The sequence below is a fragment of the Flavobacterium riviphilum genome (assembly GCF_055231795.1).
Genome location: NZ_JBUYSY010000003.1, coordinates 128,791 through 145,391 on the forward strand (window position 1 = coordinate 128,791; position 16,601 = coordinate 145,391).

Consider the following 16,601-nt stretch of genomic DNA (forward strand, 5'->3'; position numbering starts at 1 on the left):
TTTTATGTGAAAGGGGTTGTCGCTATGGCAACCCTTTTTTTTAAAATTAATTTACCAAAATGAAGAAAATTTTACTTTTTTGTGCTTTTTTGGTGTCTTGGTTATCTGTGGCGCAACAGCAAACCGTTACCTATAGTATTTCGCCTCCTACTTTCGAGGAGACCGATCAAATTACCATAACAATCAACGGTAATGGTATCAATGAGGCCGCTTGGGGGGTTTCTGGTAATGTTTTGTATATGTGGGCTTGGTCATTTGATATCAATGATACTAATGAAAGAGACTGTCCTACTAATGGGACTTGGGATAATTCCAACGAAGCCAATCGTTTTACTTATAATTCTGCATCGGACACCTATACTATGACTTTTGTCCCTAGCACATTTTTTAACCGAACCGCAATCGGAAGATTTGGTTTTTTAATTAAAGCTAAAAACGGAACAGGCGACAAAAAATCCCAAAATATTTTAACAGAGGTTGGTACTTTTCAAGTTACATTGACTACTCCTGCTCAAAACAGTACTACTATCTTGGCTTCAGGAGGGAACTTGAATATTACGGCTACCAATAGTAATGGTAATGCCAATTACAATTTGAAATCCAATGGAGTTTCGATTAATACGGCTACAGCGACTGCTAGTTATGCTTTTAATCACACCAATATCACGACCAATCAAAATTACGAATTGGAGGTAACACAAGGGACTACTACTATCGTGAAGAAATTTGCAGCTGTTGTCAATCCTGGCGCGGTTTCAGCAGCGATTCCTGCTGGATTAGTGGAAGGTGTTAATTATAATGCTGCTGATCCTACAAAGGTTACCTTAGTTTTGGATGCGCCTTTGAAAGACTTTGTGTATGTAGCAGGTAATTTTAATAATTGGCAACCCACTTCGGCTTATGCCATGAAGAAAGATGCAACGGCTGGATCTACCAAATTTTGGTTAGAAATTACGGGCTTGACTGCGGGTACTGATTATATGTTTCAATATTGGGTAGGGAAAGAAAGTCCACTAGCCAATTCGCCAAAATTAGTTAAAACTGCCGACCCATATTCTACCTTGGTTTTATCACCTTTTGATGATGGGGGAATTCCAGCGGCTTCATTTCCTAATATTCCTGCTTATCCAGTAGGTCAAGATAGAGAAGTGACTTGGTTTAAAACAGGGCAAACACCTTATGCATGGAGTCAGGCAACTACTAATTTTGTGAAACCTGCTAAAGAGAAATTAGTAGTGTATGAAGTTTTAGTGCGTGACTTTGATGCTCGTAGAAGTTACCAAGACCTGATTGATAAAATCGATTATTTCAAAAACTTAAAAGTGAATGCCATTCAGCTAATGCCAGTAATGGAGTTTGAAGGCAACCTAAGTTGGGGGTACAATACCTCATTTCATATGGCTTTAGACAAATATTATGGCTCTCCTGACAAACTCAAAGAATTTATCGATTTGTGTCATAAAAACGGGATTGCGGTTATTTTGGATATTGCGTTAAATCATGCTTTTGGTCGTAACCCAATGGTGCGTATGTGGATGAATGATCCAGAGAACGACGGCTGGGGAAGTCCTTCTACAGAAAACCCTTATTTTAATACGGTAGCCAAACACAGTTATAGTGTTGGGGAAGATTTCAATCACCAACAACCACGTACAAAAAATTATGTAAAAAGAGTTGTAGAATATTGGATTAAAGAATTCAAAATTGATGGTTTCCGATGGGATTTAACCAAAGGATTTACACAAAATGCCGAGGGATCGGATGCGTTAACCAATGCCTATCAACAAGACCGTGTGGATGTATTGAAAGAATATGCCGATGCTTCTTGGGCTGTTGATCCTACTCATTATGTTATTTTTGAGCACTTAGGTAGTGATTTCGAAGAACAACAATGGGCCAATTATAAAGAGGGTATTATGTTGTGGGGCAAAATGACGGATGAGTATAATGAATTGTCGATGGGATGGCCTAATAAAAGTATCGCTAGAATGTCAAGTGCAAGTCGAGGGTTTACCAAACAACGATTGATGGGTTATGCTGAAAGTCATGACGAAGAACGCTTAATGTATAAAAATTTGCAGTTTGGAAATAGTTCGGGAAGTTATAATGTGAAGACATTAAATACGGCTTTGTCTCGTATGTCTGCTATTGGTGCGGTTTCCCTTTTAGTACCTGGGCCAAAAATGATCTGGCATTTTGGTGAGTTAGGATGGGAACCTTCAATTTTTGCTTGTAATAATGGAGTTGTTAACCTACCAGGTGGAACGGACGGTGATTGTAAACTAGATACCAAGCCGCAACCGCAATGGACCGGCAACTGGTTTGGAGATAATAATCGGAATAAGATTTATTACGATTGGGCTAAAATGATTGCTTTAAAAGTGAATGAACCCGTATTTTTAGGGAATGTAACCATTGCTGCTGGAAATACAGATACTCCGAATATCAAAATCAATAATCCATCGTTAGGAAGTACCGAATTAAAAGACGTGTTGATTATTGCCAATTTTGGTGTAGTGGCCAAAAATGTTGCAACCGGTTTTCCTTACACTGGGCAATGGTATGATTTGATGGATTTGAGCGAAATTACAGTAACTGATGTGAATCAAACCATCTCTTTGCAGCCAGGGCAATTCAAGATTTTAGGAAACAAACAAGCTAATTTAGCGGTTGAAGATTTTGAAAAAGAAGCTACTTTGAAATTGTATCCAAATCCTGCTTCGAACTATTTTACTTTGAGTGCCGAAACCACTCAAGTAGAGATTTATTCGATAACAGGTCAAAGGGTAAAAGTTTTTAAAGGCAATTCTAATCCAGATCAAACGTATAGCATTAGTGATTTAACTAAAGGATTTTATTTAGTGAAAGCTACTAATGCAAACAATCATGTAGACGTTGTGAAAATGATTAAAAATTAATTCCTCGAGTAGCTTAAAATAAAAAAGCTGTTACTTTTCAAAGTAACAGCTTTTTTTTTTGGACCAAATAGACGTTGAATAAGATTTGATCTTGATTTTTATTGTGTTCAATAATTTATAAATAAATCTGTAATTGCACGAGAAATTCGCCTTTTGAACCTATTTTTTGGTCAGGAGCACTATAGACCGGTCGCGTGGAATATTGTGTGCTAATTTTGGCATTTTGGCCATCCAATAAAAAGTTGGCGCCTACATCAAATTGGGTGCTAGCTTGTTCCAAAGCGTCAAAATTTTTATAGGTAAATGCACCAAAGGGTTGGATGCGTAGTTTGGGCTTTTCCTTTGCGTTGGGTAGTAAGAAGCCCGCCTGAGTATACCAAATGTGGCCTGTGCCAATAGTGGGTTGGGCGTTTCCAGGTCCAGCAAGGGCTCTGTTTCCGGTAAAATTAGGATCGAAAGCGCCAATGTTCATAATGCCTATGTTGCGCAAATAATTAGGACCAAAATCATAATTGTAATAGACGCTATAAGCGGTTACAGCCATTTTTTTAGTTGTTTTTCCTATGGGTAAATCCAAAAATAGGTCGGTGGCAAAAAGTTGCATGTCGTGGGTTTGGAATTGACTATTGACTGCCGAAGTGGTGGCATCGGGTGCGCGATAAAATCCTGCGCCAAGGTTGAATACTTTTTTAGTACCTACGTAGGTTCCTACTTTAAACGGCAATACATTCGACTCTTGATCCAAGAATTGGTATTCAAAATAACCAGCAGTAGACCACTTGGCTTTGCCGTTATTGTCTACGGCCACAGCGTTTTCGGGTGTGTTGGCGTTTATTGGCGTCAAATTGGTGGCAAACGGTTTGTTATGACTCAAACGGTATTCCAATTTTCCAATTCTTCCTTTGGCAAACAGCCCAATTTGTCTAGCAAACTGATCGGAATTTTCAATTAAAGGCCAATTAAAAATAGGGGCATCCAAAGTTAGAAAATTCAAAGTAGATGCCATCGTCATTCTCGAAAGTCCCATATAATAGTGTAATCCGCCTCCAATGGTTAAACTAAAAGCGTTGTTTTTTTCTGGTACCACTACAGCATATTCGTTCCAAGCATCGTGTATGAATAAACCAGGTTTTTTACCCGTGCCATAACCACCAGTTCCGGTACTGCCAAAAGCGCCACCATTAGTAAAAGTCTGATTGTTGATACCAAAATGAGTTACAATCATGAATCTTGGGGTCAATTGGGAGTAGGTTAAAAATCGTAACCTACGATTCCCTATGTCGCTGGCTGTAGTTGTTGGTTCATTGCCAATCATAGTGCCGGGATTCATTTGTGCACTTCGGAACCAAATTTGATTCCATAACAATAAGCGCATGAATTTTGTGCCTTTTTCGTCAAAATTGATTTTCATGCCATTCCCATATTCGCTTGAACCTTGTGCTATAAGCACAAAAGGAAAACATATAAAGAGCCAAACAATACAGAGTTTTTTCATAGTTAAAACGTCATTTTAGGTGTTGAAAGATGCTGTGTTGGTTTAGGTTGTTTTTGGTGTCAATAAGTATATGTTTGAGTTTTAATGCAAAGTTTATAAAGGTGCTTTTGAAAACTACTTTTTCCGCAACAATTGCTATCGAATTTAAAACTAATTCTTGATTTATTGAGTCATCTTCTTAATGAAATTAGAAATGAAAATTTGAATTGAAAATGACCAGATGTAGATTTAAAAAAAATAAATAGGAAAGGAAATCGTTTTCAAAAGCCATATAAAACAAAAAACCCGAATATTGCTATTCGGGTTTTGTGGTACCTCCAGGGATCGAACCAGGGACACATGGATTTTCAGTCCATTGCTCTACCATCTGAGCTAAGGTACCTTTTGTAATCTAGAGCAGTACTGCTTGTTGATTGCGGGTGCAAATATAGAACCATTTTTAATTTATCCAAAACATTTTTTAAAAAAAATCAATTCGTACCTTCGCTTTTCAAAATGTATACTATGGTTTTAACGGTCGATATTGGAAATACCCGAATTAAAGCAGCTGTTTTTGAGGGGAGTACCCTTGTTGATAGTTTTGTATTCTTGAAAAACGAAAGACAAGAAAAAATTGAAATTATTTTAGATAAATATCCTCAAGTGGCCTTTTTAGTGATTTCTTCCGTAAGCAATGTGGATAAAGAGGCTTTCATGAGTTTCTCTTCTAGATTGACCATTCACTTCATTACCCATAATGATCCTTTTCCTTTCCAAAATAAATATGCAACTCCGCATACTCTCGGGATTGATCGTATGGTGCTGGCTGCAGGAGCCACACTGCAATTTCCTAATCAAAACCGATTGGTTATTGATGCAGGAACTTGTGTGACCTTTGATTGTATCACAGCCGACGATTGTTATTTAGGTGGCGCTATTGCTCCTGGGCTCAGAATGCGTTACGAGGCTTTGCATCATTTTACCGCAAAATTACCTCTTCTTGAAACGCATCAACCCAGTTCTTTTATTGGAGATTCTACCGCAACAGCTATTCATGCTGGGGTGGTGAAAGGATTGGTTTATGAAATTGATGGGTATATTAATGACTTTAAAGAAAAGTATCCAAATTTTATCATAATTTTAACGGGTGGTGATGCAGTTTTTTTGGCGATGCAATTAAAAAATACCATATTTGCCAATTCAAATTTCCTTTTAGAGAGTTTGAATCAAACTTTTCAATATGCAATCTACAATGATTAAAAAAATCTGTATAGCAACTTTTTTGCTTTTTTCAACGATTACTTTGGCCCAACAAGGTACCTCTTCTCCGTATTCGTATTTTGGTATTGGTGATGTAAGATACCGTGGAATGTTGGAAAACCGCTCTATGGGTGGGGTGGCAGTAGAACAAGATAGTATTCATATAAATATTGATAACCCATCAAGTTATGCCAACTTGAAGCTTACCACTATGACTATGGCAGGGACACATGGCACAAGATCATTAAAAGAAGAAGGTGAAAAGGCTTCGGCAAGAAGAACAACTTTGGATTACATGGCTGTGGGGATTCCAATTGGGAAATTGGGTATTGGATTTGGTTTGGTACCGTATTCATCAGTAGGATACAAAATTCAATCTATTAGTGCTGATGGTACGGAAAACAATAAAAGGTTAGAAGGTACGGGTGGTGTGAATAAAGTTTTCTTTGGTGCCGGATATAAAATTGCTAAAAACTTTAGCATAGGAGCAGATGCGCATTATGTATTTGGTAAAATAGAAAATGATAATATTGAGTACATTACTGATGTACCTGTTGGAACAAGAGAAAGAAATTTGTCTTATTTGTCTGGATTCAATATCAACGTGGGTGCCATGTATAAAACAAATTTGACTAAAAAACTACAGTTGCATTCAAGTGTTAGTTATAGTCTGGAAACGAATCTAAAAGTGGAAACCACAAGAACTATTTCTACCATAGATTATAACGGAACAGTAAATATTGATCCTGAAGGTTTTGATGAAGTAACTACGACAAAAGATGTGGTTATGCCTAGCAAATTAACTTTTGGCTTGGGCTTAGGAGAAGCCAAAAAATGGTTGATTGGGGCTGAAGTAGCGATGCGACCAGCGGCTACATTAGATGCTAATTATAACAATGTAACCAATGTACAATTTGAGAAACAAAACCGTTACAGTTTAGGGGGGTATTATATCCCAAATTACAATTCGTTTTCGAGTTATGCCCAACGCATTGTGTATAGAGCAGGGTTGCGTATGGAGCAAACCGGATTGCTTATTCAAAACCAAAGTATCAAGGATAAGTCAGTTGCTATTGGTGTGGGCTTACCTGCTTTTGGGTCCTTTTCTAATTTCAATGTTGGGTTAGAATATGGGGTGAGAGGGACTACCAAGCAAGGATTGATTCAAGAGAATTATTTCAACGCTTCGCTTAGCTTCTCTTTGAATGACAAATGGTTTGTAAAACGTAAATACTACTAGGAGTTTTTCTACAGCTAGTTATGATTTTTTCAATTCCTATTTTGCCTAAACGTTTGCTATTTATTGCGCTTATTGGAGTGTTGTTTTCCTGTGAAAGCAATTTCAAAGAACTGCAAAAAATTAATGTCAACGAATTTACTCCTTCTGGAGAGGCCGATCTAATTAATGTTAAATATACCGATTCTGGTCGTATAGCTGCGGTGTTGGTCAGTCCTAAAATGTTGGATTATGCAGCCGTTGATTTTCCTTTTACAGAGTTTCCAAAAGGAGTTGATGTGACATTGTATGATGCAAAAGGAAAAAAAACTTTTGTTCGTGCCAATTATGCTATTTCCTATAAAAAAACAGGAATAATTGATTTACAAGGAAAGGTGAAAATTACAACCCAAGATGGAGAAATTCTCAATACCGAGCAATTGTATTTTGATCAAAAAAACGAATGGTTTTATACCGAACGTCATTTTACTTTTACCAGTCCCAAAGGAACATCAGCCGGACAAGGGATAGATTTTAGTAAGGATTTTAAAATTATCAATTCTCAAAAAATTTCGGGAGAAGTAGCTACTAATAATTAACAAAAAGCGGTACTTGCAATGCGCTATGAGGGATGATGATTCTTTGATTGAAGCGCTCACCAACAGTTGGTTGCAATCACGCATTTCTTTTAAAATTCACTTAAAAATAAATATCATGAAATATTTAAAATTCACTTCCTATGCATACTTGGCTTTTGCTGTTTTTTTTCTCTATGACGGCATCACCAAATGGGAAGACACTGCAACAGGGCCTTGGATGAGCTTTGGTATTGCAGCATTAGGCGTATTTATGTTTTTCTTCAGAACTCGTTATGCCAAAAAATTCGAAGATCGTAATTCAGATTCTGAATAATTGTAACGGATAAATTACTAAGCGCACTTACAATTTCAGAAGTGAAAATAGACCGAAATCTTTGCCCGTTTCACATGATGAAATAGAAAAACAGCATCTATTGGTTAAATTGGAATTCGACTACAATTTTTATTTTAATTCTTTGAAAAAAAACTTTTAAAATAAAGCGTTCCAATTGTTATTATTACAGAGATAATTGTATTTTCGCAAACTGAATATAAAATTAACAATATAAGAAATGGCAGTTTTAGCAAAAATTAGACAACGTTCCGCTTTATTGATAGCAGCAATTGCAATTGCTTTGTTTGCTTTTATCATACAAGATCTTATTGGTAAAGGAGGTTTAGGTCAAAACACAAAAGATGTTGGAAGTATAAATGGAAAAGATATTGCTTTTGAAGATTTTAGACTGAAAGTTAGTAATCTTGAAAAAAGCGGTCAAGGGATTACTCCAACACAAGCAGCAGACAGAGTTTGGGAACAAGAAGTGACTCTTGCTTTGTTGACTTCTGAATTTGATAAATTAGGAATGCGAGTGGGAGAAAAACACATCGTTGAAATTTTAAAAGCAGACCCAAATATTGGAAAAAACCCTATGTTTTTAAATGCCGCTGGAATTTTTGATTTGGCAAAATTTAAAGATTTCTTCAAATCAAATCCAGAACAAGCTCAATATTTAAAGGATAGAGAAAAGGATGCTGAAATCAACGCAAAATACCAAATGTATGCTACTTTGATCAAATCGGCGCTTTATACTACTAATGCTGAAGGAAAATTCAAGTACGAGGCAGAAAATAATAAAGTAAACTTCGCTTATGTTGCCGGATTGTATTCTTCAATTAAAGACAGTGAAGTGAAAATTTCTGATGCCGAAATCACAGAATACATGAAGAAAAACGAGAAAAAATTCAAAGCAGAAGAATCTCGTGATGTATCTTATGTGTTGGTAGAAGATAAAGCTTCCGCTCAAGATGAGGCAGAAGTGAAAAATAAAATTACGGCTTTATTGTCTGGTAGCGTAGTGTACAATCAAGCTACTGGGAAAAACGATACTGTAGCTGGTTTTAGATCTACTTCAAATGTAATCGATTTTGTGAATGCCAATTCTGATGTGCCATACGATTCTACTTATATCGCTAAAAAAGATTTACCAGCGGTTGATGCCGATAAATTGTTTGCATTGCCAGCAGGTGCAGTATATGGACCATATAAGTTTGGAAACTACTATTGTTTGTCTAGATCGTTAGGATTCAAATCTGGAGTTAATGCTAAAGCGAGTCATATATTGATTAGCTATGAAGGAACTCAGGTGCCAAACAAACGTAAATTAAGAACTAAAGAAGAAGCAAAAGCTGAGGCTCAAGAAATTTTAGCACAAGTTATTGCTAAACCAGAAAGTTTCTTGATGTTGGCTTTCACAGCTTCTGATGATTCTTCTGCTCAACAAGGAGGGGATTTAGGTTATTTTGGACCCAATACCATGGTAAAACCATTCAATGATTTTGTATTCAACAACGGTATTGGTAAAGTTGGTTTAGTAGAAACACCATTTGGTTTCCACATTATTAAAATTACGGATAAACAAGATGGAATTCGTTTGGCTACCGTAGCGCAACGTATTGAGGCTTCTGAAGCGACTTCAGATAAATTATTTGCTCAAGCTACGCAATTTGAAATGGAGGCGGCTGATAAAGATTTTGATCAATTGGCGAAGTCAATGAAGTTAACTGTTGCGCCTTTAGTTACGGTGAAAGCTTTGGATGAGAATTTTGGAGGTTTAGGAAATCAAAGAGCTATTGTAAGATGGGCTTTTGAAGAAGATTCTAAAGTTGGAAGCGTGAAGCGTTTTGAAGTAGCAAACGTAGGACACGTAATCGCTAAGATCAAAAAAATTGACAATTCTGGTTTGGTAGCTGTTAATGTAGCAAGACCTTATGTAGAGCCTATCTTGAAAAACAAGAAAAAAGCGGAACTAATCAAAGCTAAAATGACAGGTTCTTCATTAGAAGCAATTGCAAAAGCTGTAGGTTCTTCAGTACAACAAGCTAAAGACGTAACTATAGAAAATGCCGTACTACCAGGTGGTGTTGGACAAGAAGGTAAAGTAGTGGGTACAGCAATGGCTTTAGCTGCGAACAAGCTTTCTGCTCCAATTGAAGGGAATACAGGAGTGTATGTAGTAAAAAACATTAGCACTACAAAAGCGCCTGCAATCAAAGATTTTGCTCCTTATGTTGCTAAGCTAAAAACACAAAGTGCAGGAGATGTTAACAGAACGATACCTTCGTTAAAAGCTGCTGCGAAAATCGAAGATTTCAGAAGTCAATTCGGATTCTAAAATTTTAATAACATAATAAAAAACCAGACTTATAAAGTCTGGTTTTTTTTTTTTTTGAAGTAATGCTACGGTTATGATGGAAAGTCAATGTACTTTTAGAGAATCATGTCTTTATAAGGAATTATAGTGGTGAAACCTTTTGCCATAAAATAGGGTGTAGGGTTTTCTTTGGCGATGGCAAGAACAAAATCTCCCCCCCAAGCGCCTAGACTCTTAATAACGCCCTCAAAATCTGGGAAAAGTTTTTCTTGTACGGTAGAAAGTTCTAAGATGTCACTCAGCAAACTTTCGTGTTCTTGAAGAGCTTTTGCAAACGTACCGATTTCCTCAGCCTGACTTATTTTTTGAGTTAAAGTGTTTATGATCTGTATGTTTGTTTTTAAATTTTTATGCTTGGTATTAAAATACGATGCAATAGCCGTGGCACTGTTTTGCTTTTGATTCAAATACACAAAATACAGCTGAGCTGCAAATTTAGGTTCAAAAGACAAAGGAGTTACTATTGGGGAGTTTTGGTCCAATTGATAGACGATAGGGGTGCTGTGTTGTGCACAAGCAATATCGTAACCACTGCCACCAAAACTGTTGCGTAGTAATTGAAACGCGTCTAGGTTAAGCCATTGGGCAATATTATTTATTAACGTAGAAGAGGTGCCCAAGCCCCAATTTTTTGGGAAGGTCAAAGCCGTTTGTACTTCAAAACCTTTTTGGTCTCGAAAGGCGTTGGGTTGCAAAACTTGTGCATGATGTAAGATTTTCAATAAGGTGTCCTTGATCGAGGGCTCTTTTGAAGGTTGATACCCAAGTATGTCTTCAAATGGTAACTCTTCTTCAAACCATTTGGAACCATCCGCATCGAAACTTTGCCAGAAAATCGCAGGCGCTTCATTGGAACTAACTTCAAGTGTTTGTCCCATTTTAGTGGGCAAAGCCAAAGCTTTTGCTCCGTCTAATACTAAATATTCGCCTGTTAATAACAGTTTTCCATTGCTATAGTACGTCTCTTTCATGAGGCATTTTTTTATTTTCTAATTTCTTCAATAAAATTCACTACCGCACTGTGTGAAATGGTATGGTGTTTAAAATGTTTTTTAATGTGGTGTCGTTCTTCTTCGGTCACGTTAAACTGGTTCAGAATGTTATTCAAATGCATTTTCATGTGTCCTTCCTGTATACCTGTTGTGGTAAGGGAACGAAGGGCTGCAAAATTTTGCGCCAAACCTGCAACCGCCACAATAGACATAAGCTCTTTGGCTGAAGGTTTTTCAAGCATTTCCAAACAAAATTTCACCAAAGGGTGCAATGAAGTTAAACCGCCTACCGTTCCTAAAGCTAAGGGGATTTCCAGCCAAAAGCGAAAAATTCCATCTTCAATGCTTGCATGCGATAAACTGCTATACTGTCCAGATTGCGAAGCGTAGGCATGCACTCCTGCTTCTATCGCTCTAAAATCGTTGCCTGTGGCAATGACCACAGCATCAATACCGTTCATGATGCCTTTGTTGTGTGTAACAGCGCGGAAAGGTTCTACCTCGGCAATGCGCACGGCTTGTACAAATCGCTGAGCAAAGGCTTGTGGGTTTGTAATGTGTTTGTCAACCAAATCTTCTACAGGACACGAAACTTCGGCACGAACGATACAATTAGGAACGTAATTAGACAGTATACTCATAAGTACCTCGATTTCGTGTTCTTCTGATGAAAAATCACTGTAATTTTCGGCTTGCTCCTGTAAGGTTTTGGCAAATTGTTCCAGACACGAATTGATAAAATTGGCACCCATACTGTCTACGGTCTCAAAAGTGACATGCAGTTGATAATAGTGAGGGAGTAATTGGGTTTTGTTTCTCAGTTCGATATCCAAAATACCACCACCTCTTGCTTGCATATTTTTAGTCAGCATTTCGGTCGCGGTGTAAAATTCGGACTTAATGGTAGTGAAAAATTGCGTTAACTTTTCAGGATTCCCTTTGTATAAAAAATGAACTTGACCAATTTTTTGGGTGTCAATGATAGTGGTAGTAAATCCTCCGCGTGTAGACCAAAATTTGGCTGCTTTTGAGGCAGCGGCTACAACAGAGCTTTCTTCAATAGCCATTGGTATAGTGTAACTAGTACCATTGATCACAAAGTTTGGCGCTACCCCAAGCGGAAGGTAAAAATTGGTAATCGTGTTTTCAATAAATTCATCGTGCAATTGTTGTAATAGAGCATCTGAATTCCAATATTTTTTGAGTAGTGTTATTGCTTCCGTTGGATTGGAAAAATATTGAGTTGCAATCCAATTGATCTTGTCTTCTTTGGATAATTTAGAAAATCCGGCAATGGTATTGTTCATTATCAAGGGGTTAATTTATTTACAAGCAAATATACACTTTTGAAAGCTTAAAATCTTCTTCAAAAGGGATACATTTTCACGGAATGCGCGCTGTGGTTTCAATAACATTTAACACCTCTTATAAGAGATAATTGCAATTTTTTTATTAAAATTGGCATCGTTTTAATTTTTACTCAAAAAGAATTGCTTTTCTGCTTATATTTATACGGCAAAAAGAATTGAAATAATCTGAATTACTTATGAATTTTAGAAATTGGACTTTGTTGTTTTTTATCGCTACTTGTACTGTGGTGGCACAACAAAAAATTACTGTAGAGTCAATCTATAATGGAAGTTTTCGTGCCAAAGGCATGGATGAGTTGCAAGCCATGAAAAATACCAATCAATACACGGTATTAAATACTGACCGCAGCAGCAAAACACAGCAAATTGACTTGTTTGATTACGCCACTTTAAAAAAAGTAGCCACACTAATCGATACTAAAAATTTTCCTGAGTTATCCAACGGTATTGACAGTTATAGTTTTAGTAAAGACGAAAAACAGATTTTAATTGCAACCAATTCGGAGTCGATTTATCGTCATTCCTTCACAGCCGATTTCTTACTCTATAACATCGAATCAAAACAATTGATTAAGTTGTTTGATACACCCGTACAAGAGCCTATTTTTTCTCCTGATGGAAAGAAAATTGCCTATGCCAAAGAGAATAATTTATGGGTCTACGATATTGCTACCCAAAACAATGTAGCCATCACCACTGACGGACAAAAGAATAGTATTATTAATGGAATTACCGATTGGGTTTACGAAGAAGAATTTTCTTTTGTGAGAGCCTATGATTGGAGTGCCGATAGTAAAAAAATTGCCTACATCCGTTTTGATGAATCCCAAGTACCGGAGTTTTCCATGTCTATTTTTCAAAAGGATTTATATCCAACAACGGCTACTTTTAAATACCCTAAAGCGGGAGAAAAAAACGCACAGGTTTCTTTACACGTCTATGATGTAGCAGCACAATCTCATAAAGAAGTGAATTTGAAGCAATATTCTGATTTTTATATAGCTAGAATTCAGTGGACCAAAGAGGCCAATGTGTTGTCAGCTCAAGTGTTAAACCGTCACCAAAACAACTTGGATTTGTTGTTTATTGACGGATCTTCGGCTCAGTCCAAAGTAATACTTAATGAAAAAGATAAAGCTTATGTAGAGGTAACTGATAATTTGACTTTTCTAAAAGACAATAGTTTTATTTGGACAAGCGAAAAAGACGGTTTCAATCATATTTATTGGTACGATAAAACCGGAAAATTGATCAATCAAGTTACCAAAGGCAATTGGGAGGTTACGAATTATTATGGTTATGATGAATCCAATAAAACCATTTTTTATCAATCGGTAGAGAATGGGAGTATCAATAGAGAGGTGTATCGAATTGGTATCAACGGAAAAAATAAAGTACGTCTAACCACACAAAATGGTACTAATCAGGCAACTTTTAGTCCCAATTTTCAATATTTTATACATACCTTTTCTAGTGCGACACAACCCCCGGTGTATGCTTTAAACGATTCAAAAACCGGAAAGCAATTGCAATTGATAGAAGACAATCAAGCCTTGTTGGCCAAGTTGAAAAATTTTGATTTGCCTTCTAAAGAATTTTCTGTATTGAAGACTGAAAAAGGAGTTGAATTGAATATGTGGATGTTCAAGCCCAAAGATTTTGATCCTAATAAAAAATATCCCGTATTTATGTTCCAGTATTCTGGACCGGGTTCCCAACAAGTGAACAACGACTGGTTAGACGCCAACGATTATTGGTTTTTATCATTGACTCAAAAAGGGTACATTGTAGCTTGTGTTGACGGTAGAGGCACAGGGTTCAAAGGTGCCGAATTTAAAAAAATTACGCAAAAAGAATTGGGCAAGTACGAAGTAATCGATCAAATAGATGCGGCCAAAGTGATCGGGAATTATCCTTTTGTAGACAAAAATCGAATTGGGATTTTCGGCTGGTCTTTTGGAGGTTTTATGGCGTCGAATTGTATTTTGAAAGGGAACGATGTGTTTAAAATGGCCATTGCAGTGGCACCAGTTACCAACTGGCGTTTTTACGATAGCATTTACACGGAACGTTACATGCAAACCCCTCAAGAAAATCCAAGCGGATATGATGACAATTCACCAATAAACCATGTACAAAAATTAAAAGGGAAATTTTTGTTGATTCATGGTTCGGCCGATGATAACGTGCACGTACAAAATACGATGCAAATGATGGAAGCCTTGATACAAGCCAATAAACAATTCGATTCGCAAATTTATCCCGATAAAAACCACGGGATTTACGGTGGGTACACCCGAATTCAATTGTTTAACAAAATGACTAACTTTATCCTTGAAAACTTATAAAAATAATCTAATAATAAAATTCAAATACACTTAAAAAAATGGTAGAAACTCAAGCAAAAACAGCACATCCAAAAGGACTTTGGGTATTGTTTGGAACAGAAATGTGGGAACGATTCAATTTCTATGGCATGCGTGCTATTTTGACGCTTTTTATGGTGAATGCACTTTTAATGAAGGAAGCCGATGCTTCACTAATTTACGGTGGTTTTCTTGGATTGTGTTACTTGACCCCAATGTTAGGAGGTTTTATTGCGGATCGTTACTTTGGAAATCGAAACTGTATTATGTTAGGGGGATTGATGATGGCTATCGGACAATTTCTGTTGTTTTTTAGTGCTAGTATTTTTGAACCCAATAGATCTTTAGCCAATACTTTGTTATGGGTTGCATTAGGAATTATCATATTTGGTAATGGTTTTTTCAAACCTAATATTTCTTCCATGGTGGGGAGCCTATATCCTAAACAAGAGAAAAGCAAACTAGATACTGCTTTCACCATTTTTTATATGGGGATCAATTTAGGAGCATTTTTAGGTCAATTAATTTGCCCAATCATTGGAGATGTAAAAGACGTAGATGGAATTAGAGACATACATGCTTTCAAATGGGGATTCCTGGCTGCCTCTATTGCTATGATTTTAGGGACTGCGGTTTTTTATTTCTTAAAAGACAAGTATGTGGTTACTCCAGAAGGAAGACCAATTGGCGGATTACCTTCAAAAAATGATGCAGCCGATTTCGAAGAAGGCGAATCACAAGTAGCTGTTTTTTCACCAAAAGCATTACTTTTTGCTATTTTAGGATTTATAGCTCTAGGATTGGCTTTTCATTTTTATTTAGGACAAAATGTGATTTACTCCATCATTTACGCTAGTGGTTTAGCGCTTGCGGGATTGATTATATCTGATACTTCTTTAACAAAAGTTGAACGTGATCGTATTTTGGTAATTTATATAGTGGCCTTCTTCGTGATTTTCTTCTGGGCAGCGTTTGAGCAAGCGGGTTCTTCTTTGACTTTTATAGCCGATAATCAAACCGATAGAAATTTCTTTGGATGGAATATGCCTCCTTCGATGGTACAGATTTTCAATGGACTTTTTGTGGTAATGTTTGCAGTGCCTTTTAGCCTTTTATGGGATAAATTAAGAGAAAAAGGGAGAGAACCAATTTCTCCTATGAAACAAGCTTTTGGTTTGGGGCTGATTGCCATCAGTTATTTTATTATTGCTCACAATGTAAAAGACTTAGGGAATAATGGATTATTAGCCATTTATTGGTTGATACTTTTATATCTAATTCAAACTTGTGCCGAATTGTGTTTGTCTCCTATTGGATTATCATTAGTAGGTAAGCTTTCGCCTAAGCGTTTTGCTTCTTTACTCTATGGCGTTTTCTTTTTGTCCAATGCTGCAGGTTATGCCTTAGCTGGTACACTTGGATCTATTTTGCCTGCAACTGGCGATAAATTTAATAAGGCTAAAGAATTGGGTATCGATTTACAAGCTGTATTAGATAAAAAGATAGTTCCAACAGCGGAACAATTAGCACTTTTGGAAGAAAATCAAATAAGTGCAGTAAATCCCCATTTTGCTGGTTTCGAAATTCACAACCTTTTCGAATTTTTCATGGTGTTTGTGGTCTTAACGGGTATTGCCTCCCTGATTTTGTTCGCGCTAACTCCAAAACTGAAAAAAATGATGCATGGCATCCGTTAATTATAAATTTTATTATTTA

The 16,601-nt window shown here is 36.7% G+C and carries 11 protein-coding genes and 1 tRNA gene; 8 read left to right on the forward strand and 4 right to left on the reverse strand.

The annotated features are described in order from the left end of the window. Positions 1–59 precede the first annotated feature (59 nt). Positions 60–2,918 (forward strand): alpha-amylase family glycosyl hydrolase, encoded by a 2,859-nt coding sequence (locus tag ACZIX2_RS05435; protein ID WP_463339070.1) that lies wholly within the window; start codon positions 60–62, stop codon positions 2,916–2,918. A gap of 115 nt (positions 2,919–3,033) precedes the next feature. Here ACZIX2_RS05435 and ACZIX2_RS05440 read toward each other — a convergent pair whose 3' ends face one another. Together ACZIX2_RS05440 and ACZIX2_RS05445 are read right to left on the reverse strand one after the other, a co-directional pair. Continuing rightward, positions 3,034–4,413 carry a porin gene (locus ACZIX2_RS05440; protein ID WP_463339071.1) on the reverse strand — a complete coding sequence of 460 codons (1,380 nt, stop codon included), beginning with the start codon at positions 4,411–4,413 and terminating at the stop codon, positions 3,034–3,036. A 309-nt stretch (positions 4,414–4,722) separates the two neighbouring features. After that, positions 4,723–4,795, reverse strand: a tRNA-Phe gene (locus ACZIX2_RS05445). A 122-nt stretch (positions 4,796–4,917) separates the two neighbouring features. Here ACZIX2_RS05445 and ACZIX2_RS05450 point away from each other — a divergent pair. From ACZIX2_RS05450 to ACZIX2_RS05470, 5 genes are all read left to right on the forward strand, one after another. After that, positions 4,918–5,652 (forward strand): type III pantothenate kinase, encoded by a 735-nt coding sequence (locus ACZIX2_RS05450; protein WP_463339072.1) that lies wholly within the window; start codon positions 4,918–4,920, stop codon positions 5,650–5,652. Then, positions 5,633–6,892 (forward strand): hypothetical protein, encoded by a 1,260-nt coding sequence (locus ACZIX2_RS05455; RefSeq protein ID WP_463339073.1) that lies wholly within the window; start codon positions 5,633–5,635, stop codon positions 6,890–6,892. Before ACZIX2_RS05450 ends, ACZIX2_RS05455 begins: the two co-directional genes overlap by 20 nt. Positions 6,893–6,912: 20 nt before the next feature. After that, positions 6,913–7,467 carry an LPS export ABC transporter periplasmic protein LptC gene (gene lptC, locus ACZIX2_RS05460; protein WP_463339074.1) on the forward strand — a complete coding sequence of 185 codons (555 nt, stop codon included), beginning with the start codon at positions 6,913–6,915 and terminating at the stop codon, positions 7,465–7,467. Between the two features lie 115 nt (positions 7,468–7,582). Beyond that, positions 7,583–7,780, forward strand: coding sequence for a hypothetical protein (locus tag ACZIX2_RS05465; protein ID WP_463339075.1), 198 nt, complete (start codon positions 7,583–7,585; stop codon positions 7,778–7,780). Positions 7,781–8,018: 238 nt separating this feature from the next. Continuing rightward, positions 8,019–10,118 carry a peptidylprolyl isomerase gene (locus ACZIX2_RS05470; protein ID WP_463339076.1) on the forward strand — a complete coding sequence of 700 codons (2,100 nt, stop codon included), beginning with the start codon at positions 8,019–8,021 and terminating at the stop codon, positions 10,116–10,118. A 95-nt stretch (positions 10,119–10,213) separates the two neighbouring features. Here the strand turns inward: ACZIX2_RS05470 and ACZIX2_RS05475 are convergent, their stop codons facing one another. After that, the gene (locus ACZIX2_RS05475) at positions 10,214–11,128 is read right to left on the reverse strand and encodes a GYDIA family GHMP kinase (RefSeq protein ID WP_463339077.1); all 915 of its coding nucleotides are present in this window, start codon (positions 11,126–11,128) and stop codon (positions 10,214–10,216) included. Between the two features lie 11 nt (positions 11,129–11,139). Beyond that, on the reverse strand, positions 11,140–12,456 hold the full coding sequence (locus ACZIX2_RS05480) for a hydroxymethylglutaryl-CoA reductase, degradative (protein ID WP_463339078.1): 1,317 nt from the start codon (positions 12,454–12,456) through the stop codon (positions 11,140–11,142). 239 nt (positions 12,457–12,695) lie between these two features. Here ACZIX2_RS05480 and ACZIX2_RS05485 point away from each other — a divergent pair, with 239 nt between their 5' ends. Continuing rightward, positions 12,696–14,867 carry a S9 family peptidase gene (locus tag ACZIX2_RS05485; RefSeq protein WP_463339079.1) on the forward strand — a complete coding sequence of 724 codons (2,172 nt, stop codon included), beginning with the start codon at positions 12,696–12,698 and terminating at the stop codon, positions 14,865–14,867. 38 nt (positions 14,868–14,905) lie between these two features. Further along, a complete protein-coding gene (locus tag ACZIX2_RS05490) occupies positions 14,906–16,582 on the forward strand; it encodes a peptide MFS transporter (RefSeq protein ID WP_463339080.1) in 1,677 nt (558 codons plus the stop codon). Positions 16,583–16,601: the final 19 nt, after the last annotated feature.